The following is a 25,635-nucleotide window of genomic DNA, read 5'->3' on the forward strand; positions in this document are numbered from 1 at the left end:
TTGCCATCCGTATCGGCTGCCCGACTGTCCCCGCGGCGAGTGCGGACCGGACCTCGTCAGGACAGCGCGGTGGGTTTGCGTGGTGGTGGGACGGCGTGGAGGAGTTCCCACAGGGGGCTCGAGCCGCTGGCCCATTGGGCGAGGAGGTGGCGGTCGACGAGGTGGAGGCGCTGGGACTTGGCGAAGGTGAGTGCGGGTCCGGAGAAGCGGCCGTTGGTGAGCATGACGAGGACGTCGCCGCCGTGTATCTGGCGGCCGGTGCCGTTGAGGACCTGGAGGTCGGGGGTGCCGACCGCTGACCCCTGCCAGCCGGCCTTGCGGTGCTTGCACTGGATCACCCAGCGGCGGCCGTAGGGGTCGGTGGCTTTGACGTCGGCGCCGTTGTCGCCCCGGCCGCCGACCTTCTGCGCGTCGGCGCAGCCGTCGCGGTGCATGAGGTCCCGTACGGCGAACTCGAAGTCATTGTGGTGGAGGCTGTCGAGGTGTTCGACGGCGTAGCGGAGGCCCTGGGCCCGGACCTGGTCCCATCGCGCGGCCTCCTGGCGTCGGCGCAGCCACAGCGCGCCCGCGGCACCGGCTACGAGGAGGCCGAGTACCAGAACCCAGGGATGGGCCGCGAGCCACGACATCACCGCCACGACGACACTGAGGGCCACGAGGCCGGCCAGGCCGATGAGCCACAGCTCCTCCGAGCCGGTGGCCTTCCGGCGCCGCGCTGTGCTGGTGCGCCTGCGCCTCTTCGCGGGTGGGCGGGGGCTCACCTGCCGTTCCCCGCGCTGGGGAAGACGATCGGATAGGAGACCGTCGGTATGGGTTGGGGTGCTGGGCGGTTTTCCCACGCCGGCCACTTGATCGGGTAGACCACCGTCGACTGCGGCCTGGGTAACTCCTGACCCGAGCCTGCTCCGGCCCCCGCAGATGTTGTTCCGTTCCCGAAGACGATCACTCCGGCGACGATCAGGCCGAGCGTCGCGGTCTCCCGCCGGGCCCCGGCAGGTAGCCGGATGTGGCCTTTGACCCGGGTGCCGTCTGCTCGGAAATAGTCATTGATCCAGGGCACAGCTGTATCCCCCCACCAGTCGCGATGCGCCTCCCTGCGCACCGGACCCATGAAAGCACCCACCACTGACAACGCGTCACCTACTTGTCACCACTGGTGATCATCGGCTGAGTCGGCGTGGGCCCGCCTGGGCTTTGGTAAGGAGCGCCTTCGGTGGCATCGGAGGAGTGTCGTGCCGTCGTCAACTTGGCCGCGCAAGCGGTGTGGTTGAGGGCTTGCTTCAGGGTCGCGAACATGCGAATCCGGGCGGCAAAGTGGCGCGGGCACATGCAATGCGTCTCGCGATCCGAGACGATTCCGCGTCCGAGTGGTGCAAGTGGTGCACGCAAGGCCCTCCGAGCAGGGCATTCCTGCGAGTTGGGGCACGCGGAGGGCACGGCAAGGCCGGATGGGTCTAGACAACGAAGAAGGCCCAGGTCGCTGACCTGCGCCTTCTTGCAAGAGCGGATGACGGGAATCGAACCCGCGCTATAAGCTTGGGAAGCTCATGTTCTACCATTAAACTACATCCGCGTAGGCGTCCAGTTGCCTGGAGCGCTATCGTTTCTCACCCTACCCCATGATCGTCCCCTGGTGAATTCGTCCCGGGAGTGGTGTCGCGTGCGGGGTGCACGGAGGGTCGTGCGGGCGGGAGTTGGGGCGTACCTTGTGTGTGCGGAGCGGCGGCTGGAGTGGGTCTTGTTCATCCCCTAATGTGGCGATTCATCGCAGTACGGCTGGTTGGGGAAAGGGACTCGATGGAGCACACCGTCGTCCGTTGTGCCGAAGGGCACGTGTTCAGCACCGCTTCGTTCCCGCTGCAGCACCTCGGTGCCGGCCGGATCGGGCCGGGGCGGCTGTTGCGGTGTCCGCGCTGTGCGCGGCTGCGGCACGCCGTGCCCGTGGGAGCGGCGCCGAAGCGGTAGACACCGGCGCGCGGGATTCCGCCTCGATTGGGGCGGCCCGCGCGCTCTGCGTATCCTCGGGGCGTGCTTCTCTCTGATAAAGACATCCGGGCCGAGATCGACAGCGGACGGGTTCGCATCGACCCCTTCGACGAGTCGATGGTGCAGCCCTCCAGCATCGATGTACGTCTCGACCGGTTCTTCCGGGTCTTCGAGAATCACCGGTACGCGCACATCGACCCCGCCGTCGAGCAGTCCGATCTGACCCGGATGGTCGAGCCCGAGGGTGACGAGGCGTTCATCCTCCACCCGGGTGAGTTCGTGCTCGCGTCGACCTACGAGGTCATCTCGCTGCCCGACGACATCGCCTCCAGACTGGAGGGGAAGTCCAGTCTCGGCCGGCTGGGGCTGGTGACCCACTCGACCGCCGGGTTCATCGACCCGGGGTTCTCCGGGCACGTGACGCTGGAGCTGTCGAACCTCGCCACGCTGCCGATCAAGCTCTGGCCGGGTATGAAGATCGGGCAGCTGTGTCTGTTCCGGCTCAGCTCGCCCGCGGAGTTCCCGTACGGGAGCGAGCGGTACGGATCGCGGTACCAGGGCCAGCGCGGCCCGACGGCCTCGCGGTCCTTCCAGAACTTCCACCGGACCCAGGTGAGGCACGAGGCATGAGCGACGTAGTGAGTGGCGGAGTGCGTGAGAACCTTGATTACGAGGGGTTCGGGCGGGCCGTGCGCGAGCTGGCGCAGACCATCGCCGACGACGGCTACGAGCCCGACATCATCCTGAGCATCGCCCGCGGCGGCGTCTTCGTCGCCGGTGGTCTGGCGTACGCGCTCGACTGCAAGAACATCCACCTCGTGAACGTGGAGTTCTACACCGGGGTGGGGACCACCCTGGAGATGCCGGTCATGCTGGCGCCCGTGCCCGAGGCGATCGATTTCACCGACAAGAAGGTGCTGATCGCCGACGACGTCGCCGACACCGGCAAGACGCTCAAGCTGGTGCACGACTTCTGCCTCGGGCACGTCGCCGAGGTCCGGTCCGCGGTGATCTACGAGAAGTCCCACTCGCTCGTGAAGTGCGAGTACGTGTGGAAGAAGACCGACGAGTGGATCGAGTTCCCGTGGTCGACGCAACCGCCCGTGGTGATGCGTGAGGGACAGGTTCTCGACGCCTGAGACCCGTCCGAAGACGTGAGAGCGACGTGAGAGCGACGTGAGAGCGACGTGAGAGGGGCCCGCCGCGCGGTGTTCGCGCGGCGGGCCCCTTCGTGTTCCTGCGCTCCTGCGCTCCTGCGCGCGTGCGCTAGATCGTGCCCAGCTTGATGATCGACAGCAGGGCGATCAGCTGGATCGCCGACGCGCCCAGGGCCTTGGGCCACGGCAGGTCGTGCGATTTGCTGATCAGGGAGGCGAAGAGCGCGCCGGCCGCCACCCAGGTGGCCCAGCCCAGGATCTGGACGAGCATGTTGTCGCCGCCCAGGAACATGGCGAACAGCAGGCGCGGTACGTCCGTCAGGCTCATGACCAGCATCGACAGGCCCACCGTCGGCTGCCACGCCCCGTCGCCGCCCAGCTGGCGGGCCAGGGTGTGGGTGACCGCTCCGAGGATCAGGCCGCAGATCACGAAGGCCACGCCCGCCGAGAGGACGATCGGGACGGCCTGGGAGAAGGGGCTGTCGATGACGTCCTTGCGGGCGTCGTCGAGGCCGAAGACCGCGAGCGTTCCGTAGAGGAAGGTCACGATCAGCGCCGGGCCCCAGACGGCGTAGTCGCGCATCTGCAGGAAGGTCTGGCCCGGGCGGGTCACGATGCCCCGGAGCAGGTCCTTCCACGGCAGCCGCGGACCGGTCGGGGCGGCGTCCTGGGCCCCGCCCGCCTGGTAGGTCGCGCCCTGGTTGTACGAGTACGGGTCCTCGCCGATGGCGAAGGCCTGGGTGTACCCCGGGGAGTCGCCCGGGCCGCCGGCTCCCTGGGCGGGGGGATGGCCGTAGCCGTAGCCGGAGCCGTAGTCGTGTCCCTGGCCGTGACCCTGGCCGCCGTGACCGCCGTGCGGGTCGAAGTATTCGGGCTCGCCTTGGCCCCCGGAGGCGGCCTGCTGCGGCCACTGCTGGGGTGAGTAGGGCTGCTGGCCGTACGGCGGCGGCGCCTGGGGCGCCTGCTGCTGACCGTACGGCTGCTGCCGCGGGGGTTGTTGCGGGGTGCGGTTGTTGTCCCGGCCGCGTCCGATCCTGAATCCAGCCACGTGATCGAAAGTACCCGCTCCGGAGCGGGTGGATGGCCGGGGCGGCGGAAGAAGTCCCCTTTGCGGCTGAGCTGTGACATCCCCTAGGGGGTACCTGGAGGGGCTTCTCAGGGTGGGTTACGTGGCTGCGCGGCAGTCTGCCGATGCCTGTTACATCTCCTACGGAATACGGACATACCTGCTCCGTAGCGTCGTTGACGTAGCCACCGCCACGAAGCACGAAGCACGAACGAGCCCGAGAAGAGCCCCGTCATGCGTAGCCCGCACCGTCGTACCTCCCTCCGTACCGCCGCCGTCGTGGCCGGTGCGGCCGCCGTCCTCGCCCTTCCGGTGGGGTCCGCCTTCGCGGACTCCCCGGCGGCGGGGGACCAGCAGGTCCTGCCCGGCGCCGAGCAGCCGTCCGTGGACCCGCAGCAGCCCCAGGTGGACCCGAGCGTCCCGCCGACCACGCCTCCCACCACGCCGCCGACCACCCCGCCGGTGAAGCCTTCCGTCCGGGCCTACGTCACGACCGTGAAGCTGGCCGACGGATCGGTCGCCAGGGTCTACAAGATCGGTGAGGGCCACTTCGAGGCCGACATCTTCGCCGGCGGCACCGAGCTGGACACCCTGGTCAGCAAGGACGGCAAGGCCGCCGCCGGCCAGAACAACGGGCTGCACGTGGTCCTCCAGCCGAACGGCACCGTCACCTCGTGGGTCGAGGGCGCGACCAAGCCGGTCGAGAAGCCGAATCCGGTGGAGAAGCCGGTGGAGAAGCCGGTGGAGAAGAAGGAGAACTCCGTCCAGGTCGCCATGCCCGACGGGCGCAACGCGCGGCTGATCGACGGCCCGAACGGCAAGCGCGTCGAGCTCTCGATGCCGAACGGGAACCTCCTCGGCACGATCGACCTGAAGCACCCGACCGCGACGAACGAGGGCTGGACGTACAAGCTCGTCCAGGACGGCAAGCGCGTGAAGTTCGTCGTCATCGACGGCCGGGTCGGCAAGAGCGGCAGCGGCGGGGACAGCTGGGTCTACGACTTCGCCAGCGGCAAGCTGATCGAGACGTACAAGGTCGACAGGGGAGGCAAGGACGCGAAGCCCGTCGCGAAGCCGGTCGCGAAGCCGGTCGCCAAGCCGGTCGCCAAGCCGGTCGAGGAGAAGGCCGTCGAGCGGGTCGTGCCGAAGGGCGGTGTGAAGGCCGGTGCGGAGGGCGTCGCGCCGGTGTCCGCCGACGCCGACGGCACGCTGCTGCTCGCCGCCGGCGGGGGCATGGCGGCGGTGGGCGCCGCGGGCCTCGGCTTCGCGATGCTGCGCCGCAGCCGGTCGTCACACCAGTCCTGACCCCGGACCGGACCGACCGACCGACCGAGAACGCCGGAGCGGCCCGCCCCTTGTGGGGGCGGGCCGCTCCGGCGTTCGGTGCTGTGCGGGCTGCTGGCCGGGGGCTACGGGCTACTTCGCCTCGGCGTCGGTCGCCGGCTCCACGGGGGCTTCCGCCTCCGCCTCCGTCGCAGCCTTGGGCGCGGGCGCTTCGGCCTTGGCCGGGGCCTCGGCTGCTGCCTCCGCCTTCGGCGCGGGCTCCGCGGTCTTGGCCGGGGTCTCCGCCTTCGCGGCGGCCTCGGCCTTGGGCTCGGCCGGGGCCTCGGCCTTCGGCTTCGCGGCGGCCTCCGCCTTGGGCTCGGCCGCAGCCTCGGCCTTCGGCTTCGCGGCGGCCTCCGCCTTGGGCTCGGCCGCAGCCTCCGCCTTCGGCTTCGCGGCGGCCTCCGCCTTCTGCTCCGCCGCGGCCTTCGCCACCGGCTCCGGCGTGGGCTCGGGCTCCGGCGTGGGCTCCGGCGTGGGCTCCGGCTCCGGTTCCACCGGCTCCGGGGTCTTCACCGAGTCCAGCAGCAGCTGCGCCACGTCGACCACCGTGACGTGTTCCTTCGCCTGGCCGTCGTTCTTCTTGCCGTTCACCGAGTCGGTGAGCATGACGAGGCAGAAGGGGCAGGCGGTGGAGACGATGTCCGGGTTCAGGGACAGGGCCTCGTCGACGCGCTCGTTGTTGATGCGCTTGCCGATCCGCTCCTCCATCCACATCCGCGCGCCACCGGCGCCACAGCAGAAGCCCCGCTCCTTGTGGCGGTGCATCTCCTGCTGGCGCAGGCCCGGCACGGCCGACATGATCTCGCGCGGCGGCGTGTAGACCTTGTTGTGCCGGCCCAGGTAGCACGGGTCGTGGTACGTGATCAGCCCGTCGACCGGGGTCACCGGCGTGAGGCGGCCCTCGTCGATCAGGTGCTGGAGCAGCTGCGTGTGGTGGATGACCTCGTACTCGCCGCCCAGCTGCGGGTACTCGTTCGCGATGGTGTTGAAGCAGTGCGGGCAGGTGGAGACGATCCGCTTCGCCGACTTCGGCTTCCGCGTCGACTCGTCCTCGTCGTCCTCGCCGAACGCCATGTTCAGCATCGCGACGTTCTCCTGCGCGAGCTGCTGGAAGAGCGGCTCGTTGCCCAGGCGGCGCGGGGAGTCACCGGTGCACTTCTCGTCGCCGCCCATGATCGCGAACTTGACGCCCGCGATGTTCAGCAGCTCCGCGAAGGCCTTCGTGGTCTTCTTGGCCCGGTCCTCCAGGGCGCCGGCGCAGCCGACCCAGTAGAGGTAGTCGAACTCGGAGAGGTCCTCCGCGTCCTTGCCGATGATCGGGACCTCGAAGTCCACCTCCTTGGTCCACTCGACGCGCTGCTTCTTCGCGAGGCCCCAGGGGTTGCCCTTCTTCTCCAGGTTCTTGAGCATCGTGCCCGCCTCCGACGGGAACGCGCTCTCGATCATCACCTGGTAGCGCCGCATGTCGACGATGTGGTCGATGTGCTCGATGTCCACCGGGCACTGCTCGACGCACGCGCCGCAGCTCGTGCAGGACCACAGGACGTCGGGGTCGATGACCCCGTTCTCCTCGGCCGTGCCGATCAGCGGGCGCTCGGCCTCGGCCAGAGCCGCCGCCGGGACGTTGGCGAGCTGCTCGGGCGTCGCCTTCTCGTTGCCCTCCATGTCCTTGCCGCCGCCGGCCAGCAGGTACGGGGCCTTGGCGTGCGCGTGGTCGCGCAGCGACATGATCAGGAGCTTGGGGGAGAGGGGCTTGCCCGTGTTCCAGGCCGGGCACTGCGACTGGCAGCGGCCGCACTCCGTGCACGTGGAGAAGTCGAGGATGCCCTTCCACGAGAACTGCTCGACCTGCGAGACGCCGAAGACGTCGTCCTCGCCCGGGTCTTCGAAGTCGATGACCTTGCCGCCGCTGGTCATGGGCTGGAGCGCGCCCAGCGCGACCGCGCCGTCCGCGTTCCGCTTGAACCAGATGTTCGGGAAGCCGAGGAAGCGGTGCCAGGCCACACCCATGTTGGTGTTCAGCGAGACGACGATCATCCAGATCAACGAGGTGCCGATCTTGATCATCGCGGTGAAGTAGATGGCGTTCTGCAGCGCGCCGAGCGACATGCCCTTGAAGGCCAGCACCAGCGGGTACGAGACGAAGTACGCCGGCTCGTACGAGTCCACGTGGTGGATCGCGCCTTCGAGGCCGCGCAGGCACAGGATCGCGAGGCCGATGGTCAGGATGATGTACTCGACGAAGTACGCCTGCCAGGCCTTCGAGCCCGCGAAGCGGGACTTGCGGCCGGCCCGCGAGGGCAGCGACGCGAGGCGGATCCCCATCAGGACGAGGATGCCGACCACGGTCATCAGGCCGATGAACTCGATGTAGAGCTCGAACGGCAGGAAGCCGCCGATGACCGGCAGCATCCAGTCGGCCTGGAAGAGCTGGCCGTACGCCTGCACCAGCGTCGGCGGCAGCGTCAGGAAGCCGATGGCGACGAACCAGTGGGCGAAGCCGACGAGGCCCCAGCGGTTCATCCGGCTGTGGCCGAGGAACTCCCGGGTCAGGGTGATCGTTCGGGATTTCGGGTCGTCCGTGCGGCTGCCTGCCGGTACGGGCTGTCCGAGCTTCACGAAACGGTAGATCTGCGCCACGGCTCGGGCGAGCAGCGCGACGCCGACCACGGTCAGGACCAGCGACACGATGATCGCGGCGAGTTGCATGGGAGGGCTCCTCGGGCGGCACTTACTAAGCGGTAACTTATCCAGTCAAGGCTTGAGGTTACCCAGTCCCGACGCCGCAATGTAGCCGAGCGCGCGGTGATCTGCGTCGCTCGCCCCCGCCGTGACGGGTCGCGTCCCCGCAGGGGCCCCCGCCGCCTCACCGCCGGGTCCCCGCCCGGGCTCCGCTTCAGGGCCGCCCGTGCCGCCAGGCCGCCCGCGGGGTCTGCGCGAGGATCGCCAGGTCCATCCCCAGCCAGTGGTTCTCCACGTAGTGCCGGTCCAGCAGGTCCATCTCCTCCCACGGTAGGTCCGAACGCGCGCTCACCTGCCACAGCCCGGTCATCCCGGGCCGTACGAGGAGCCGCTCGGGCCGGTCCGACGTGCTGTTCCCGGGTCGTGGCCCGACCAGCGACATCTCGCCCCGCACCACGTTGAGCAGCTGCGGCAGTCCGTCCAGGGCGTACCGCTCCAGCGCCGCCCCGGCCCGGCCCTTGCCGACGCGCAGCCGCCACGCCCGGTAGGGCCGCCCGGCCAGGCCCGCGGCCGGCTCCCGTACGAGGACGCCCGCGCCCTGGGTCGCGTACAGCAGTCCGGCGGCCAGCAGCAGCGGTACGAGGAGCACCCCGAGCAGGAGCGCCGCTCCGGTGAGGTCGAGCACCCGCTTGGCCGACGGCCTGGCCTGCCGGGGCCAGGGCCAGGGCCACGGCCATGGCCCCGGCCGGGCGGGGAGCGCGAGCAGCTTGTGCATGCCAGCACGGTGCCGTACGCCTCCGGCGGAGTGCGGGTGCCGCGCGGCCGTGGTGCCCCGAATGGCGCCCCTGAGCGTAAGCGCAGCCTAAAGGTTGAGTCCCCTCGACTCACCTCTGTTGACACGGTCGGAGCCGTGATGCACTCTTGAGTCTGTTCCACTCAAGTCAGCTGGAGGAATCAAAATGGCACGTGCGGTCGGCATCGACCTGGGCACCACTAACTCCGTCGTCAGCGTTCTGGAAGGCGGAGAGCCCACCGTCATCACCAACGCCGAAGGCGCCAGGACCACGCCGTCCGTCGTCGCCTTCGCCAAGAACGGCGAGGTCCTCGTCGGCGAGGTGGCCAAGCGCCAGGCGGTCACGAACGTGGACCGGACCATCCGCTCCGTCAAGCGCCACATGGGCACTGACTGGAAGATCAACCTGGATGGCAAGGACTTCAACCCGCAGCAGATGAGCGCCTTCATCCTGCAGAAGCTGAAGCGCGACGCCGAGGCGTACCTGGGCGAGAAGGTCACGGACGCGGTCATCACCGTCCCGGCCTACTTCAACGACTCCGAGCGCCAGGCGACGAAGGAGGCCGGCGAGATCGCGGGCCTGAACGTCCTGCGCATTGTCAACGAGCCGACTGCCGCCGCCCTGGCCTACGGCCTCGACAAGGACGACCAGACCATTCTCGTCTTCGACCTCGGTGGCGGCACCTTCGACGTGTCGCTCCTCGAGATCGGCGACGGCGTCGTCGAGGTGAAGGCCACCAACGGTGACAACCACCTCGGTGGCGACGACTGGGACCAGCGCGTCGTCGACTACCTGGTGAAGCAGTTCCAGAACGGTCACGGCGTCGACCTGGCCAAGGACAAGATGGCGCTCCAGCGCCTGCGCGAGGCCGCCGAGAAGGCGAAGATCGAGCTGTCCTCCTCCACGGAGACCTCGATCAACCTGCCCTACATCACGGCCTCCGCCGAGGGCCCGCTGCACCTGGACGAGAAGCTCACGCGCTCGCAGTTCCAGCAGCTCACCGCGGACCTGCTCGACCGCTGCAAGGCGCCGTTCCACAACGTCATCAAGGACGCGGGCATCAACCTGTCCGAGATCGACCACGTGGTCCTCGTCGGCGGCTCCACCCGCATGCCGGCCGTCGCCGAGCTCGTCAAGGAGCTCACCGGCGGTCAGGACGCCAACAAGGGCGTCAACCCGGACGAGGTCGTCGCCCTCGGCGCGACCCTCCAGGCGGGCGTTCTCAAGGGTGAGGTCAAGGACGTCCTGCTCCTCGACGTGACCCCGCTGTCCCTGGGTATCGAAACCAAGGGCGGCATCATGACCAAGCTCATCGAGCGCAACACCACGATCCCGACCAAGCGGTCCGAGATCTTCACGACGGCCGAGGACAACCAGCCGTCCGTGCAGATCCAGGTCTACCAGGGCGAGCGAGAGATCGCGGCGTACAACAAGAAGCTCGGCATGTTCGAGCTGACCGGCCTGCCGCCGGCCCCGCGTGGCGTCCCGCAGATCGAGGTCTCCTTCGACATCGACGCGAACGGCATCATGCACGTCACTGCCAAGGACCTGGGCACTGGCAAGGAGCAGAAGATGACCGTCACCGGCGGCTCTTCCCTCGCCAAGGACGAGGTCGACCGCATGCGCCAGGAGGCGGAGCAGTACGCGGACGAGGACTCCCGCCGCAAGGAGGCGGCCGAGTCCCGCAACCAGGGCGAGCAGCTCGTCTACCAGACGGAGAAGTTCGTCAAGGACAACGAGGACAAGGTCCCGGCCGACGTCAAGGAAGAGGTCGAGGCCTCCATCGCCGAGCTGAAGGAAAAGCTCAAGGGCGAGGACGCCGCCGAGATCCGCACCGCGACCGAGAAGCTCGGTGCCGTCAGCCAGAAGCTCGGCCAGGCGATCTACGCCGACGCCGGTGCCCAGGCCGCCGGTGGCGCGCCGACCGGTGACGCCGGCCAGGCCGACGCCAACGACGACGTCGTCGACGCCGAGATCGTGGACGACGAGAAGCCGAAGGGCGGCGCTGCCTGATGTCGGAGGAGACCCCGGGCTTCGACGAGAAGCCCGAAGTCCCCGCCGACGGCACGCCTGACGACGACGCCGCCGAGCCGAAGGCCGCAGCTTCCTCCAAGGAGGAGGCCGCGGCCCCGGCCGGGGACTCCGCAGCAGCACAGGGCGTCCAGGAAATCGCTCTCCTGGCCCAGCTGGACCAGGCCCGTACCGCGCTCGGCGAGCGCACCGCGGACCTCCAGCGCCTCCAGGCGGAGTACCAGAACTACCGCCGCCGGGTGGAGCGGGACCGGATCGCCGTCAAGGAGATCGCGGTCGCGTCCCTCCTGACGGAACTCCTCCCGACCCTGGACGACATCGGCCGGGCGCGGGAACATGGCGAGCTGGTCGGCGGCTTCAAGTCGGTGGCCGAATCGCTGGAGACCGCCGCGGCGAAGATGGGCCTGCAGCAGTTCGGCAAGGAGGGCGAGCCCTTCGACCCGACGATCCACGAGGCCCTGATGCACTCGTACGCGCCGGACGTCACAGAGGACACCTGCGTGGCGATCCTGCAGCCGGGGTACCGGATCGGCGAGCGCACGATCCGTCCCGCGCGGGTCGCGGTGGCCGAGCCCCAGCCGGGCGCGGCGCCGAAGTCCGAGGCGGCGGAGGGCGAGTCGGCGTCGGACAAGGACGCGGATGCCCCCGACAAGGGCTGACGCTGCGGCGCCCTTTGCACGACACGTAGAAGAAGAAGCGCGAGAGGAGGGACACCGGGGATGAGCACGAAGGACTTCGTCGAGAAGGACTACTACAAGGTTCTCGGTGTCCCGAAGGACGCCACCGAGGCCGAGATCAAGAAGGCGTACCGGAAGCTCGCCCGTGAGTTCCACCCGGACGCCAACAAGGGCGACACCTCGGCCGAGGAGCGCTTCAAGGAGATCTCCGAGGCGAACGACATCCTCGGTGACGCGAAGAAGCGCAAGGAGTACGACGAGGCCCGCGCCCTGTTCGGGAACGGCGGCTTCCGCCCCGGTCCCGGCGGGGGCGGCGGCTCGTTCAACTTCGACCTCGGCGACCTCTTCGGAGGCCAGCAGCAGGGCGGCGCGGCCGGCGGCTTCGGCGGCGGCGGACTGGGCGACGTCTTCGGCGGCCTGTTCAACCGTGGCGGCGCCGGCGCGGGTGCGGGCACCCGTACCCAGCCGCGCCGCGGCCAGGACATCGAGTCGGAGGTCACCCTCTCCTTCACGGAGGCGGTGGACGGGGCCACGGTCCCGCTCCGGATGTCCTCGCAGTCCCCCTGCAAGGCCTGTTCGGGCACCGGCGACAAGAACGGCACGCCCCGCGTGTGCCCGACCTGCGTCGGCACCGGCCAGGTGTCCCGCGGCAGCGGCGGCGGCTTCTCGCTGACCGACCCCTGCGCGGACTGCAAGGGCCGCGGCCTCATCGCCGAGACCCCGTGCGACATCTGCAAGGGCAGCGGGCGGGCCCGCAGTTCCCGCACCATGCAGGTCCGGATCCCGGCGGGGGTCTCCGACTCCCAGCGGATCCGGCTGCGCGGCAAGGGAGCTCCGGGCGAGCGCGGCGGCCCGGCCGGAGACCTGTACGTGGTCGTGCACGTGGACGCGCACCCGGTCTTCGGCCGCAAGGACGACAACCTCACGGTGACCGTTCCGGTGACGTTCGCGGAGGCGGCCCTGGGAGCCGACATCAAGGTCCCGACCCTGAACGGCCCCTCGGTGACGCTGAAGCTGCCCCCGGGCACCCCCGGCGGCCGCACGATGCGGGCCCGCGGCAAGGGAGCGCTCCGCAAGGACGGCACCCGCGGCGACCTGCTCGTCACGGTGGAGGTCGCGGTTCCGACCGAGCTGAACGACAAGGCCCGCGAGGCCATGGAGCTGTACCGCGAGGCGACGGAGTCCGAGGACCCGCGCTCCGCGCTGTTCGAGTCCGCGAAGGGAGCATGACATGGACGGCCGCCGTAGGAGCCAGTACCAGCTCACCGACGAGACCCCGGTCTACGTGATCTCGGTGGCCGCCCAGCTCTCGGGCCTGCATCCGCAGACGCTGCGCCAGTACGACCGCCTCGGCCTGGTCTCCCCGGGCCGTACGGCCGGGCGCGGCCGGCGCTACTCGGCCCGTGACATCGAACTGCTCCGCACGGTGCAGGCGCTGTCCCAGGAAGAGGGCATCAACCTGGCCGGCATCAAGCGGATCATCGAACTGGAGAACCAGGTCGCCGCGCTCCAGCAGCGCGTGGCCGAGCTCTCGACGGCCGTCGACGGCGCCGCCGCCGTCCTCCAGCAGCGCGAGGCCCAGGTGCACGCCTCGTACCGGCGCGACCTGGTCCCGTACCAGGCTCCGCAGCCGGGCAGCGCCCTGGTCGTCTGGCGCCCGACGCCGAAGCGGCCGCTGGGCTGATCCGGCGCATGCGCACAGAGGCCCCGCCCGAACCCTTCACGCAGGGCCTGGGCGGGGCCTCCGCGTGCGTCCGCCGTCCGCATCCGCCCCGCGGGCCGTCCGAGCCCTCGGCGGGGCCTAGGGCAGGCCCTCGGCGTCCGCGGGGCCCGTCCGAGCCCTCGGCGGGGCCTAGGGCAGGCCCTCGGCGTCCGCGGGGCCCGAGTCGTGCAGGATGCCGGACTCGGCGATGAGGTATCCCAGCTGGGCCCTGCTGCCGCTGCCCAGGGCGGTGGCCAGTTTGGCGATGTGCGCGCGGCAGGTGCGCACGTTCATGCCCAGGCGCCGGGCGATGGCCTCGTCGACGTGCCCCTCGATGAGGAGGTGGGCGATGGAGCGCTGCACGCCGGAGATCCCGTCCGGGCTGTGCGTGTACGTGACCTTGTCGTTCAGGGGTACGGCCCTGCGCCACAGCTGCTCGAACACCTTGATGAGGTACTCGATCAGCCCCGGGTGCCGCAGTTCCAGGGCGACGCGCCGATCATGGCTCGCGGGGATGAAGGCCACGGTACGGTCGAAGATCATGAGACGCTCGATGAGTTCCTCCAGCGTGCGGATCTCGACCTTGCCCGTCGAGATCCTGTCCACGTAGGCGAGCGTGCCCTGGCTGTGCCGCACGGTGTGCTGGTAGAGCGTACGGATCTTCACCCCGCGGTCGATCATCGGCGAGGCGCGCTCCAGGGACTGGCTGAGGCTGAACATCGGCCGTGCGCCACCCGGCTGGACGGTCAGGGCCTCGGTGTGACACTCGGAGGTGGCCAGGTCGATGGCGGCGTTGATCTGGTCGAATCCCTCCAGCACCGTGATGGCGTGGGTGTTGGCGGGGCTCCGGGCGCTGAGGGCGAGGAACGGCTCGAACGCGTCGGTGAGATCCACGGCGGTCCGCCGGCGGTCCTGGATCTCGCGTTCGATCGGGTGGAGCCGTTGGGCGAGGGCGACGGACGGGGGAACCGCGCGCAGCTGGTTCGCGTCGTCCGGGTCGGGGCGCAGCAGAGCGAATTCGAGCAGGCAGGGGGCGTTCTTCACTTCACCGCGGGCGACGCGGCCGGTGCTCAGGGCCGCTGCGTAGAGCCGGGTTCCTTCGGCGCACATCTCCGTGACGGGGTGGTGATGTGTCGGGTTTGTTGTGCTCTGCGGCAAATCTCCACCCCCCAGGGTCCTGAACATGTAAGAACATGATGCATCGTCCCTGTGGCACTGACGTGCCTGAATGAGCCATCGTCTGTCAGTGCGGGGGAGAAGATTCCATCAAGTGAGGACGAAGCCGACCATGTATAAGAGAATGCTTCGCTCGGCGCTTGCCGTTGTTTTCTCCGTCGCCGCGATTTTTGGGGCAGTCGCCGCTGTCAACGGGGACACGGGAAGCGCTGGTACCGGTGCGAGTGCGCCCGTCGAGAAGAAGGCCGGGAACGACTTCGGCTGGGACACCATCCCTGCGCATGCGCAGGTTTCCTGATGACCCCCGACGACCACGGATTCCGCCGTGAAATGGCATCGGCATACCGCTCCGGCTGGCAGTTCATCGATCTCACCAGTGCCATTCCTTACGCAGGTGACTCGCTGAAGGTCACCCTCTTCGGCCAGCCCGTCATCGTGGTGCGGGAAGAGGACGAGGACGTCCGCGCCTACCGCTGTCTGCGTCGTCCCCGGGGCGCGCCGCAGCCCGTCCGCTGCGAGATCCGGTACGGCATGGTCTTCGTCAATCTGGACCAGCGTGACCACCAACTTTTCGAACCCGACTCCGCCGCCACCCCCCGCAGTGCCTGAAGCGATTCCCCTGTCGTCGCAGATCGCTCAGGTGCTACCCCCCACACAGCGGCGCCATCGTGGACCTGACCACGATGGCGCCGCTGTGATGTTCGTGTCCAGTGCTTGAACCGGACGTAGTCGAACGGGACGTGGCCGAAGGGGACGTGACCGAACGGGACGTGGCCGACGGGGACATGCGCGACTACGCGCGCCCCATCGCCCGCTCCAGGCTGATCTCCACGACCACCCGGTCCGGGTTCGGCGAGGGCGTCCGCCCGTACCGCTCCGCGTAGCGGCGTACCGCCTCCGCGACCGAGGCCTCGTCCGTACGGACCACCGCGCGGCCCTCCAGGGTCGCCCAGCGCCGCCCCTCCAGCTGGCACACCGCCACCCGGGCCCCGCCCTGCGGGCCGCCCTGCGACGCCAGCACGTTGCGGACCTTCTTGCTGTGCTTGTTGCTGATCACCCGTGCCAGCCCGGCCTCCGGGTCGTAGGTCACGCCCACCGGGACCACGTGCGGGCTGCCGTCGGGGCGGTGGGTGGTCAGCGTGCAGATGTGCCGCTCCCGCCAGAAGGCGAGGTAGTCCGGCGTCGGGTTGAGTACGTCTTGGGTCGGGCGGGCCGTGCCGGCCGGGCTGGGAGTCGACATGCGCGAAGGGTACGTCCCTCCACCTTGAGTGGAATAGACTCAACTTTGTGCAGGTTACTCATGTAAAGCACACACAGGAGAGGAAGGGAGAAGGCGCACGTGGATGCCGAGCTGACCAACCGGAGCCGGGACGCGCTGAACGCGGCCACGACCAGGGCCGTCAAGGACGGGCACGCCGACCTGACGCCCGCGCACCTGCTGCTGGCGCTGCTCGCCGGCGAGGACAACGAGAACATCACCGACCTGCTCGCCGCGACCGACGCCGACCAGGCCGCCGTACGTGCCGGAGCGGAGCGGCTGCTCGCCGCCCTGCCCAGCGTCACGGGCTCCACGGTCGCGCCCCCGCAGCCCACCCGCGAGCTGCTCGCCGTACTGGCCGAGGCCGACGCGCAGGCCGGGAAGCTCGGCGACGAGTACCTCTCCACCGAACACCTACTCATCGCCCTCGCCGCCAAGGGCGGCGCGGCCGGCGAGCTCCTTTCCGCCCAGGGCGCGACCGCCAAGAAGCTGCGCGAGGCCTTCGAAAAAGCAAGAGGAGGGCGGCGGGTGACCACCCCCGACCCCGAGGGCCAGTACAAGGCCCTGGAGAAGTTCGGCACCGATTTCACGGCGGCCGCCCGCGAGGGCAAGCTCGACCCCGTCATCGGCCGCGACCACGAGATCCGCCGCGTCGTCCAGGTGCTCTCGCGCCGGACGAAGAACAACCCGGTGCTCATCGGCGAGCCCGGCGTCGGCAAGACGGCCGTCGTCGAGGGCCTGGCCCAGCGCATCGTCAAGGGCGACGTCCCCGAGTCCCTGAAGAACAAGCGGCTGGTCTCCCTGGACCTCGGCGCGATGGTGGCCGGCGCCAAGTACCGCGGCGAGTTCGAGGAGCGGCTCAAGACGGTCCTCTCGGAGATCAAGTCCAGCGACGGCCAGATCATCACCTTCATCGACGAGCTGCACACCGTCGTCGGCGCGGGCGCCGGCGGGGACTCCTCCATGGACGCGGGCAACATGCTCAAGCCCATGCTGGCCCGCGGTGAACTGCGCATGGTCGGCGCGACCACCCTCGACGAGTACCGCGAGCGGATCGAGAAGGACCCGGCGCTGGAGCGGCGCTTCCAGCAGGTGCTGGTGGCGGAGCCGAGCGTCGAGGACACCATCGCGATCCTGCGCGGGCTCAAGGGCCGCTACGAGGCCCACCACAAGGTCGTCATCAACGACAGTGCGCTCGTCGCCGCCGCCACCCTCTCCGACCGCTACATCACCTCCCGCTTCCTGCCGGACAAGGCCATCGACCTCGTCGACGAGTCCATGTCCCGGCTCCGGATGGAGATCGACTCCTCGCCGCTGGAGATCGACGAGCTCCAGCGCTCGGTCGACCGCCTGCGCATGGAGGAGCTGGCCCTGAACAACGAGTCCGACCCGGCCTCGCGCGAGCGCCTGGAGAAGATCCGCAAGGACCTCGCGGACAAGGAGGAGGACCTGCGGGGCCTCACCGCCCGCTGGGAGAAGGAGAAGCAGTCCCTCAACCGGGTCGGCGAGCTCAAGGAGCGCCTGGACGACCTGCGCGGCCAGGCCGAGCGCGCCCAGCGCGACGGGGACTTCGACACCGCCTCCCAGCTGCTCTACGGGGAGATCCCGGCCCTGGAGCGGGAGCTCGTGGACGCCACCGAGGCCGAGGCGGAGGTCTCCAAGGACACGATGGTCAAGGACGAGGTCGGCCCCGACGACATCGCGGACGTGGTCGGCGCCTGGACGGGCATCCCGGCCGGCCGCCTCCTGGAGGGCGAGACCCAGAAGCTGCTCCGCATGGAGGAGGAGCTGGGCCGCCGCCTGATCGGCCAGGGCGAGGCCGTGCGCGCCGTCTCCGACGCCGTGCGCCGCACCCGCGCGGGCATCGCGGACCCGGACCGGCCGACCGGCTCGTTCCTCTTCCTCGGGCCCACGGGCGTGGGCAAGACGGAGCTGGCCAAGGCCCTCGCGGACTTCCTCTTCGACGACGAGCGGGCCATGATCCGCATCGACATGTCGGAGTACGGCGAGAAGCACAGCGTGGCCCGCCTCGTCGGCGCCCCGCCCGGGTACGTGGGCTACGAGGAGGGCGGCCAGCTCACGGAGGCCGTCCGGCGCCGCCCGTACAGCGTCGTCCTCCTGGACGAGGTCGAGAAGGCCCACCCCGAGGTCTTCGACGTCCTGCTCCAGGTCCTCGACGACGGCCGCCTCACGGACGGTCAGGGCCGCACGGTGGACTTCCGCAACACGATCCTGATCCTGACCTCGAACCTGGGATCGCAGTTCCTGACGGATCCGTCCACAGGTGTGGACGAGAAGAAGGCCCGGGTCCTGGACGTGGTGCGGGCCTCCTTCAAGCCGGAGTTCCTCAACCGCCTGGACGACCTGGTGGTCTTCTCCTCCCTGAGCGGGGCCGAGCTGGCCCACATCGCCGAGCTCCAGATCGGCCGCCTGGCCAAGCGCCTGGCCGAACGCCGCCTGATCCTGGACGTCACCCCCGAGGCCCTGGCCTGGCTGGCGGACAAGGGCAACGACCCGGCGTACGGCGCCCGCCCCCTGCGCCGCCTGATCCAGACGGCCATCGGCGACCGCCTGGCCAAGGAGATCCTCGCGGGCGAGGTCCGCGACGGCGACACCGTCCGGGTATCGGTGGCGGGCGACGACCTCCTGGTGGGCAAGCTGCTCTGACGCCCCGCGAAGGGCGCTGGGGGCCCCGGGGGGCCCGGGAGCCCCGGGAGCCCCGGGGTACTTAAGACCTCTCCGGGGCCCCTCGTACGTCGGAGGCCTCGAACCCGACCAGGACCGTGACGGGGGACGTGACGGGGGACGCGGCGGGCGAAGCGGCTGCGGCTGCGGCCTCGGAGGCTCCCGCCTCCGGGATTACGCGGATCTTCAGGTACCGCGCCGAGCCGGCCACCGGTTCGGCGTAGTCGACGCTGCGGCACCACGCTGCCGGCGGGACCTGCGCGCCCTGGCCGGCGGGGCAGGAGGTCCCGGCCGTCCCCGGGGGGAAGGTGCCGGCCAGCCATGCGTCGACGGCGTCGCGTTCCATCCGGAAGGACCCACGCATCTCGGTGTCCAGCCAGTCGAGCCGCTCGCACTGCCCCTCCCGGGCCCCGGCCGGCAGGCTTCCGCGGGCGAACGCCAGGGCTTGTGCGCAAGGGACCTCCGCCCGATTCGCGGGGCCTCCTCCGGGCCCGCCCCAGCCGCTCAGGTCCGTCGCCAGCCAGATCGCCCCGCCTACGCCGATCGCCGACACGGCCGTCACCGAGATCGCGAGTACGCGCAAACTCCCTTGAATGGCCATCCATCCCCCTTACGGGCGCCCTACGCCTGTCCGCCCGGAGCGGATCGTGGCTGCCGGGGTGGACACGGGGTGGGCGCGATGGGGGAGGATGGCGGCATCCGCACGAAGGGAAGTCACACGGTGAGCATCGACCCGGCCTCGATTCCGAACTTCGGAGGGCAGCAGCCCGATCCGCAGGCCACTGGACCGGCGGGCCCCGTCGTCCCCGACCAGGACCTGGTCAAGCAGCTCCTGGAGCAGATGGAGCTCAAGTACGTCGTCGACGACGAGGGTGACCTCGCGGCGCCGTGGGAGGACTTCCGCACGTACTTCATGTTCCGCGGCGAGGACGAGCAGCAGGTCTTCTCCGTGCGGACGTTCTACGACCGCCCGCACAAGATCGACGAGAAGCCCCAGCTCCTCGAGTCGATCGACGACTGGAACCGCCGCACGCTGTGGCCCAAGGTCTACAGCCACACGCACGACGACGGCTCCGTCCGCCTGATCGGCGAGGCGCAGATGCTGATCGGCACCGGCGTGAACCTGGAGCACTTCGTGTCCTCCACGGTCAGCTGGGTCCGCGCGTCGATCGAGTTCGACAAGTGGCTCGTCGAGCAGTTCGGCCTGGAGAAGGAAGTCGACTCGGCGGCCGACCAGAAGGACGGCGAAGAGGGCGGCGACAGCGGGACCAACTAGGTCTTCGCGGCCTCGCGGCCTCGCGGCGGCACGCCTACGGCGCCACCCCGGACGCGAGCAGCAGGTACGGCCCGTACGCGTACGAGAGCCCGGCCAGCACCCCGGTCACCACGACCGCGGTGCGCGGCCGGGCTTTCGCCATGAGGGCCGCCGCCGGCAGCAGCAGCGCGAACGCGGGCAGCAGGAAGCGCGGCTTCGATTCGAAGAAGCCGGCGCCGCCGTAGGTCATCACCAGCAGCACGCCCGTGTACACGAGCAGCGGCAGCGGTATCCGCCGGTCGGCCGCCAGCAGCCCGGCGAGCACCAGCGCCGCCACCAGCAGGACCACCGTCACGATCGTGGCGAGCTCCACCTGGCCGGGCGAGCCCAGGGCGTGCCGGGCGGAGCGCAGCGCCCCGGCGCCGAAGTCGAAGCGCGAGCCCCAGCCGCTCTGGACGGCGAAGTAGCCGCCGAGCGGATCCCCCCGGTGCACGCCGACGAGCAGGACGTACGAGGCCCAGCCCGCGGGAGCGGCCAGCCCGGCTGCCCACACCCGCGCGGGCGCCCGGCCCCGCCGCCGGCAGATCTCGTACGCGGCGGCCGCCGTCACGGCCGCGGCGACCGCGATCCCGGTGGGCCGGGTCAGCCCCGCGAGGACGGCGAGCCCCGCCGCCCACCCCCAGCGGCCGCGCAGCAGCGCGTACAGGGCCCAGGCGGCGAAGGCGGTCAGCAGGGCCTCGGTGTAGGCGAGCGTCAGCATGAGGGCGTGCGGCAGCGCGGCCCACAGCGCGACGAGCAGCACCCCGGCGCGGGCCCCGAGCAGGTGCGCCCCGACCCGGTACACCCCCGCGGCGGCCGCGCCCGCGGCGATCCAGGCGACGGCCAGCGCGGCGACGGTCAGCGAGCCGGGCAGCACGAGGGAGGCGCAGCGGATCAGGACGGGGTACAGCGGGAAGAACGCGGAGTCGCTCTGCACGGACCCGATGCCGGGATAGACCTGGGTCCGGCCGTAGCCGTGCTCGGCGATCCGCAGGTACCAGACGGAGTCCCAGGACTCCCCGAGCACCCGCAGGGGGCTGCGCCCGCTCCACCAGGCCGCCACGGCCACCGCCAGCACCCCGGCCCCGCGCACGGCCGCGTACACCCCGAGCGCGAGGAAGACCCCCGGAACCCGGCCGGCCCGGCCGGTGCGCCGCCCGGACCGCGTGCCGTTCGACAGCGTGCCGTTCGACAGCATTTGCGTCGCCATGCGTCCCGACTTTCTGGGGGCCCGCCCCCGGTCGGAGCCGCCACGATGGGGAAACCCTACGTCGACGGGTCCGCCGGGCCCCGGGATCGGCGGCGGCTTGTCCGCTTTCCGCGTGCACCCGGCTCAGAGCCGCCGCAGCCGCTCCACCGCCTCCTCCAGGACGTCGGTGCGCTTGCAGAAGGCCCAGCGGACGTGGGAGGCGCCGGCGGCCTTGTCGTCGTAGAAGACCTGGTTCGGGATGGCCACCACCCCGCAGCGCTCCGGCAGGGCCCGGCAGAAGGCCAGGCCGTCCCGCTCGCCGAGGGGGGTGATGTCGGTGGTGACGAAGTAGGTGCCCTGCGGGCGGAACACCTCGAAGCCCGCCGCCGCGAGGCCGTCGGAGAGGAGGTCGCGCTTGGCGGCCAGGTCCGCGCGGAAGGAGTCGTAGTACGCGTCGGGCAGGGCGAGGGCCTCGGCGATGGCGTACTGGAACGGGCCTGAGGACACGTACGTCAGGAACTGCTTCGCCGAGCGGACGGCCGTGACCAGCTCGGGCGTCCCCGTCACCCAGCCGACCTTCCAGCCCGTGAAGGAGAAGCTCTTGCCGGCGGAGGAGATGGTGACCGTGCGCTCGCGCATGCCCGGCAGGCTCGCCAGCGGGGTGTGGACGCCCTCGAAGACCAGGTGCTCGTACACCTCGTCCGTGATGACCAGCAGGTCGCGGGAGACGGCCAGCTCGGCGACCGCGGCCAGCTCGGCGGGGTTCAGGACGGTGCCCGTCGGGTTGTGCGGGGTGTTCAGGAGCAGGAGGCGGGTGCGGGGGGTGACCGCCGCGCGCAGCGCGTCCACGTCGAGGCGGAAGTCCGGGGCGCGCAGGGTCAGCGGCACCCGGACGGCCCCGGCCATGGCGATGCAGGCGGCGTAGGAGTCGTAGAAGGGCTCCAGGGCGATGACCTCGTCTCCCGGCTCCAGCAGGGCCAGGAGCGAGGCGGCGATGGCCTCGGTGGCCCCGGCGGTGACGAGCACCTCGGTGTCCGGGTCGTAGGCCAGGCCGTAGAAGCGCTGCTGGTGCGCGGCGATCGCGGTACGCAGCTCCGGAACGCCGGGGCCCGGCGGGTACTGGTTGCCCCGGCCGTCGCGGATCGCGCGGGCCGCCGCCTCGGCGATCTCGGCGGGGCCGTCGGTGTCGGGGAAGCCCTGGCCGAGGTTGATCGATCCCGTGGCGGTGGCCAGGGCGGACATCTCCGCGAAGATCGTGGTGCCGAAGGCCGCCAGCTTGCGGTTGAGGAAGGGGCGGGCGGGGCCGTTGGTGCGTTCGGGATCGCTCATGGGCGCAATCCTGCGGGGAAGCTCTGGACTTGCTCAAGTGTGCTTTGGGCCGCGCAGGGCGCGGGCATCCCCCCAGCACGCGGGACGAAGGGGATCCCGCACCCCGGGGAACCGGGGGAGCAGAGAGGGGTCGGGGGATGATCCTCGGAATAGTGATCTTCGTGGCGGTGGTCGTGGTGATCGTCGTGGTGGCGGTCAAGGCCGGAGGCGGCCGGGGTGGCCGGGGTGACCGCGGGGGCGGCAGCGCCGCCGCCGCCGGTGGTGGTGCGGGCTGGTGGGCCGGGGGCGGCTCCTCGGGCCACTCCTCCTCGTGCGGCTCCTCGTCGTCCAGCTGTAGTTCGTCGTCCTCGTCCTGCGGCGGCGGCGGAGGATGCGGTTCCAGCTGACACGGGGCAGCATGGAGCCATGGGATCCATGGCTTTCGACGCCGGACCACCCTTCGTACCGCGTCCCGCATACGTGAGGCGCCCGCCGGGCACAACTTCCGTCGGGCGTCTTCTTGTTCGGACGTCACGGCCGCGCATTACGGCGTACGGGCGGCATGTGATTGAACACGTGAACTGTGTAGCCCCCGAGGGGATGTAAACCCCTGCAACTTGGGTAAAAACGCTGTGAGTGCCGTGCCTTTCATGATTCCCTCGGTTGAGTAGACCAGTCCTCGGACCTCCCTGGACTTCCTGTGGACCCGTGCCGGTGTCCCCCACCCGTTGACTACCGCTGGCGGGCCCCGGCCCATCTCCCTCGCGCGTTTGCGGAGCCGACTCATGCTCACGACCCTCCAGACCACCTATACCGACACGCGTGCCGCCGATCTCGCCTGGGCCCTGGGTCGGGAGCGGCTGCCCGCCCTGGCCGTACTGAACCTCGAACTGGGTGGCGCGAAAGTGGAGTTGCGCCTGCTCGGCGCCTCCCACCAGGTGCTCCTGGAGGAGGGCGACGTGCTCTGCTCCGAGACCGTCGCCTGCATGCCCGGCAGCAGCACCCCGCTTCCGCTCGGCGTGGCCAAGCGCGTCGGCGACTGGGAGTACGAGTTCGCCGCGCGCGTCGAGAACCTCTCGCGCGGCTCCTTCGCAGGGCGGGCGCAGGAACTGCTCGCGCTGGTCGCGGATCACCCGAACGGGCTCGCCGGTACCTTCCCCGGCAGCCCGCACGCCTTCACCGCCATGCTCGCGCAGCGGTACGAGGGTCAGGTCCGGTGGCGGACCTGGCACGCGTATCCGCAGGAAGGGCAGTTGGTGGCCACGCGCACCCGGGTCGGCGTACGGGCGTCCGCGGCGGGCGCGGGAGCGGGAGCGGGAGCCGCAGCGGGCGCGGGTGCGGCGGGCGCCGCGCAGGTGGGCGCGCAGGCGCCGGTGCTGATCTAGGCCGCCTCCTTACGGATCTTGGGGGCGCCCGGCGGTTCACGGATCTTGAGGGCGCCCGGCCGTCGCCGGGCGCCGGCGCTGATCCGGGGTCCGCCGGGCCCGCCGGGTCGCGGGGGTCGCGGGGGTCGCGGAGTTGCCGGGTGGTTACGCCAACTGCCCGAACCAGTGCGCCACTTACACCCATGTGGGTGACCGGATGCGAGCAGACGGTGACGTACGGTTCGCTTCATGATCGACCGTTCCGCCCCGCGCGGGGTGCTTCGCACCCGGTGGCGCCGCCATCCGGCTCCGGAGCCGCGCGGTGTGGCCCGCGTCCCGGCCGCCCTGCCCGTACGGCCCAGGACCGGCCGACTCCTCGTCCTGGCCACCGTGTTCGTCTGCGCCGCCTGCGGGCTCGTATACGAGCTGGAGCTGCTCGCCCTCGGCTCGTACCTGATCGGCGACTCCGTCACCCAGGCGTCGGTCGTGCTGTCCGTCATGGTCTTCGCCATGGGCGTCGGCTCCCTGCTGGCCAAGGCCCTGCGCGGCCGCCCCGCCTTCGGCTTCGCCCTCGTCGAGGCGGGCCTCGCCCTGCTCGGCGGGCTCTCGGCCATGGCGCTCTACGCCAGCTTCGCCTGGCTGGGGGAGTCCCGGCCCGCGCTGGTCGCCTTCTCCTTCGCCATCGGCGTCCTCATCGGCGCCGAGATCCCGCTCCTGATGGTCCTCATCCAGCGCATCCGCAGACAGGACGCGGGCGGCGCCGTCGCCGACCTGTTCGCCGCCGACTACGTCGGAGCCCTCGTCGGCGGCCTCGCCTTCCCCTTCCTGCTGCTGCCCGTCCTCGGCCAGCTCACCGGCGCCATGCTCACCGGCACCGTCAACGTCGTCGCCGGCGGCGGCCTCGTCCTGTGGCTGTTCCGCCGGGACCTGAGCCGGCGCGCCCGCTGGCTGCTCGTCACCGTCAACGTCACCGTCCTGGGCGTCCTGGGCTGCGCCACCGTCCTCGCCGACGACTTCGAACGCGTCGCCCGCCGCGCCGTCTACGGCGCCGAGGTCCGCGTCGCCGTCCAGACCGGCGTGCAGGAGCTCGTCCTCACCGGTCCCCCGAACGGCTCACCGCGCTCCCTCGACCTCTTCCTCGACGGCCGCCTGCGGGTCAGCGGCTACGACGAGTACCGCTACCACGAGGCCCTCGTGCACCCCGCGATGACCGGCCCGCACACCCGCGTCCTGGTCCTCGGAGGCGGCGACGGACTCGCCGCCCGCGAGGTGCTGCGCTACCGCGGCGTCGCCTCCGTCACCGTCGTCGAGCTCGACCCCGGAGTCGTGCGGCTCGCCCGGACCGACCCGATGCTCTCCGCGCTGAACGAGCGGGCGTACGAGGACCCGCGGGTCGGCGTCGTCACTGCGGACGCCTTCCGCTGGCTGCGCGCACCCGCCGCCCGGGCCCGCTTCGACGTCATCGTCTCCGACCTGCCCGACCCCGGGATCACCCCCAGCACGAAGCTGTACTCGCAGGAGTTCTACGGGCTGGCCGCGCGGGCCCTGCGCCCCGGCGGGCGGCTCGCCGTCCACGCGGGGCCGCCCGGCACCAGGCCCCGTACCTACTGGACCGTCGAGGCCACCCTGCGCGCGGCCGGCCTGCGCACCGCCCCCTACAGTGCGGGCGGCCGCCTCTCGGGCTTCGCCGCCGGCCCCGACCGGGCGCTCGGCGCGGCTTCCGCCTCCGCGGCGAAGCTCCCGCAGGACTGGGGCTTCGTCCTGGCGGCCCGCGACGGCGTGCCCCGGCTCCGGGTGGACCGGGAGACGCCCGCCCTGCGCTCCCTGTCCACGCAGTCCCTGGCCGACGCGGCCCGGGACACGGAGCGCACCCGGGTGGGGGGCCTCCCGCCGTCGACGCTGCCGCACCCGCGGTACTCGTAGGCGCGGTGCTCGTAGCC

The 25,635-nt window shown here is 70.8% G+C and carries 21 protein-coding genes and 1 tRNA gene; 12 read left to right on the forward strand and 10 right to left on the reverse strand.

Translation table 11 applies throughout. From position 1 onward, the window contains the following. Positions 1-56 precede the first annotated feature (56 nt). Together ACIQV3_RS19665 and ACIQV3_RS19670 are read right to left on the reverse strand one after the other, a co-directional pair. Complete coding sequence (locus tag ACIQV3_RS19665; RefSeq protein ID WP_403713676.1) at positions 57-761, reverse strand: restriction endonuclease; 705 nt, start codon at positions 759-761, stop codon at positions 57-59. 741 nt (positions 762-1,502) lie between these two features. Then, positions 1,503-1,573 (reverse strand) — tRNA-Gly (locus ACIQV3_RS19670). Positions 1,574-2,028: 455 nt separating this feature from the next. On the opposite strand from ACIQV3_RS19670, the gene dcd reads away from it, so the two are divergent. Together dcd and ACIQV3_RS19680 are read left to right on the forward strand one after the other, a co-directional pair. Continuing rightward, on the forward strand, positions 2,029-2,616 hold the full coding sequence (dcd, locus tag ACIQV3_RS19675; RefSeq protein ID WP_243330723.1) for a dCTP deaminase: 588 nt from the start codon (positions 2,029-2,031) through the stop codon (positions 2,614-2,616). Continuing rightward, complete coding sequence (locus ACIQV3_RS19680; protein WP_403713677.1) at positions 2,613-3,125, forward strand: phosphoribosyltransferase; 513 nt, start codon at positions 2,613-2,615, stop codon at positions 3,123-3,125. Before dcd ends, ACIQV3_RS19680 begins: the two co-directional genes overlap by 4 nt. A gap of 127 nt (positions 3,126-3,252) precedes the next feature. On the opposite strand, the gene ACIQV3_RS19685 is transcribed toward ACIQV3_RS19680, so the two are convergent. Then, positions 3,253-4,191 (reverse strand): Yip1 family protein, encoded by a 939-nt coding sequence (locus ACIQV3_RS19685; RefSeq protein ID WP_403713678.1) that lies wholly within the window; start codon positions 4,189-4,191, stop codon positions 3,253-3,255. A 252-nt stretch (positions 4,192-4,443) separates the two neighbouring features. Here ACIQV3_RS19685 and ACIQV3_RS19690 point away from each other — a divergent pair, with 252 nt between their 5' ends. After that, a complete protein-coding gene (locus ACIQV3_RS19690) occupies positions 4,444-5,514 on the forward strand; it encodes a hypothetical protein (protein WP_403713679.1) in 1,071 nt (356 codons plus the stop codon). A gap of 111 nt (positions 5,515-5,625) precedes the next feature. Here ACIQV3_RS19690 and ACIQV3_RS19695 read toward each other — a convergent pair whose 3' ends face one another. Together ACIQV3_RS19695 and ACIQV3_RS19700 are read right to left on the reverse strand one after the other, a co-directional pair. Next, complete coding sequence (locus ACIQV3_RS19695; protein ID WP_403713680.1) at positions 5,626-8,244, reverse strand: (Fe-S)-binding protein; 2,619 nt, start codon at positions 8,242-8,244, stop codon at positions 5,626-5,628. A 187-nt stretch (positions 8,245-8,431) separates the two neighbouring features. After that, positions 8,432-8,992 (reverse strand): sugar transferase, encoded by a 561-nt coding sequence (locus ACIQV3_RS19700; protein WP_403713681.1) that lies wholly within the window; start codon positions 8,990-8,992, stop codon positions 8,432-8,434. Positions 8,993-9,176: 184 nt separating this feature from the next. On the opposite strand from ACIQV3_RS19700, the gene dnaK reads away from it, so the two are divergent. Genes dnaK through ACIQV3_RS19720 form a run of 4 tightly spaced genes read left to right on the forward strand, consistent with a single transcriptional unit; the run spans position 9,177 to position 13,403 of the window. Further along, positions 9,177-11,024: a molecular chaperone DnaK gene (gene dnaK / locus ACIQV3_RS19705; RefSeq protein WP_403713682.1), complete on the forward strand. Its 1,848-nt coding sequence runs from the start codon at positions 9,177-9,179 to the stop codon at positions 11,022-11,024. After that, positions 11,024-11,701, forward strand: a complete 678-nt coding sequence (gene grpE / locus ACIQV3_RS19710) for a nucleotide exchange factor GrpE (RefSeq protein WP_403713683.1) — start codon at positions 11,024-11,026, stop codon at positions 11,699-11,701. The genes dnaK and grpE overlap by 1 nt, the downstream gene beginning before the upstream one ends. A 60-nt stretch (positions 11,702-11,761) precedes the next feature. Next, positions 11,762-12,949 carry a molecular chaperone DnaJ gene (gene dnaJ / locus ACIQV3_RS19715; protein ID WP_403713684.1) on the forward strand — a complete coding sequence of 396 codons (1,188 nt, stop codon included), beginning with the start codon at positions 11,762-11,764 and terminating at the stop codon, positions 12,947-12,949. Position 12,950: 1 nt separating this feature from the next. Then, positions 12,951-13,403, forward strand: coding sequence for a heat shock protein transcriptional repressor HspR (locus tag ACIQV3_RS19720; RefSeq protein WP_403713685.1), 453 nt, complete (start codon positions 12,951-12,953; stop codon positions 13,401-13,403). Positions 13,404-13,571: 168 nt separating this feature from the next. Here the strand turns inward: ACIQV3_RS19720 and ACIQV3_RS19725 are convergent, their stop codons facing one another. Next, positions 13,572-14,606, reverse strand: coding sequence for a helix-turn-helix transcriptional regulator (locus tag ACIQV3_RS19725; protein WP_403713687.1), 1,035 nt, complete (start codon positions 14,604-14,606; stop codon positions 13,572-13,574). 288 nt (positions 14,607-14,894) lie between these two features. Here ACIQV3_RS19725 and ACIQV3_RS19730 point away from each other — a divergent pair, with 288 nt between their 5' ends. Next, complete coding sequence (locus ACIQV3_RS19730) at positions 14,895-15,206, forward strand: (2Fe-2S)-binding protein (protein ID WP_403713689.1); 312 nt, start codon at positions 14,895-14,897, stop codon at positions 15,204-15,206. 184 nt (positions 15,207-15,390) lie between these two features. Here the strand turns inward: ACIQV3_RS19730 and ACIQV3_RS19735 are convergent, their stop codons facing one another. Then, entirely contained in the window at positions 15,391-15,837 is a 447-nt protein-coding gene (locus ACIQV3_RS19735; RefSeq protein ID WP_403713691.1) for a pyridoxamine 5'-phosphate oxidase family protein, read from the reverse strand. A gap of 99 nt (positions 15,838-15,936) precedes the next feature. On the opposite strand from ACIQV3_RS19735, the gene clpB reads away from it, so the two are divergent. Then, positions 15,937-18,522, forward strand: coding sequence for an ATP-dependent chaperone ClpB (gene clpB, locus ACIQV3_RS19740; RefSeq protein ID WP_403713692.1), 2,586 nt, complete (start codon positions 15,937-15,939; stop codon positions 18,520-18,522). Positions 18,523-18,583: 61 nt separating this feature from the next. On the opposite strand, the gene ACIQV3_RS19745 is transcribed toward clpB, so the two are convergent. Continuing rightward, the gene (locus ACIQV3_RS19745) at positions 18,584-19,141 is read right to left on the reverse strand and encodes a hypothetical protein (protein WP_403713693.1); all 558 of its coding nucleotides are present in this window, start codon (positions 19,139-19,141) and stop codon (positions 18,584-18,586) included. Positions 19,142-19,261: 120 nt separating this feature from the next. Here ACIQV3_RS19745 and ACIQV3_RS19750 point away from each other — a divergent pair, with 120 nt between their 5' ends. After that, on the forward strand, positions 19,262-19,816 hold the full coding sequence (locus ACIQV3_RS19750; RefSeq protein ID WP_403713694.1) for a YbjN domain-containing protein: 555 nt from the start codon (positions 19,262-19,264) through the stop codon (positions 19,814-19,816). Between the two features lie 34 nt (positions 19,817-19,850). On the opposite strand, the gene ACIQV3_RS19755 is transcribed toward ACIQV3_RS19750, so the two are convergent. Both ACIQV3_RS19755 and ACIQV3_RS19760 read right to left on the reverse strand, forming a co-directional pair. Further along, on the reverse strand, positions 19,851-21,044 hold the full coding sequence (locus tag ACIQV3_RS19755) for a mannosyltransferase family protein (RefSeq protein WP_403713696.1): 1,194 nt from the start codon (positions 21,042-21,044) through the stop codon (positions 19,851-19,853). Between the two features lie 123 nt (positions 21,045-21,167). Further along, positions 21,168-22,352 (reverse strand): pyridoxal phosphate-dependent aminotransferase, encoded by a 1,185-nt coding sequence (locus tag ACIQV3_RS19760; RefSeq protein WP_403713697.1) that lies wholly within the window; start codon positions 22,350-22,352, stop codon positions 21,168-21,170. A gap of 764 nt (positions 22,353-23,116) precedes the next feature. Here ACIQV3_RS19760 and ACIQV3_RS19765 point away from each other — a divergent pair. Both ACIQV3_RS19765 and ACIQV3_RS19770 read left to right on the forward strand, forming a co-directional pair. Beyond that, positions 23,117-23,716: a DUF2617 family protein gene (locus ACIQV3_RS19765; protein WP_403713698.1), complete on the forward strand. Its 600-nt coding sequence runs from the start codon at positions 23,117-23,119 to the stop codon at positions 23,714-23,716. Positions 23,717-23,944: 228 nt separating this feature from the next. After that, the gene (locus tag ACIQV3_RS19770) at positions 23,945-25,618 is read left to right on the forward strand and encodes a polyamine aminopropyltransferase (protein ID WP_403713699.1); all 1,674 of its coding nucleotides are present in this window, start codon (positions 23,945-23,947) and stop codon (positions 25,616-25,618) included. Positions 25,619-25,635 lie beyond the last annotated feature (17 nt).

The organism is Streptomyces sp. NPDC099050, assembly GCF_044759865.1.
Taxonomy (GTDB): domain Bacteria; phylum Actinomycetota; class Actinomycetes; order Streptomycetales; family Streptomycetaceae; genus Streptomyces.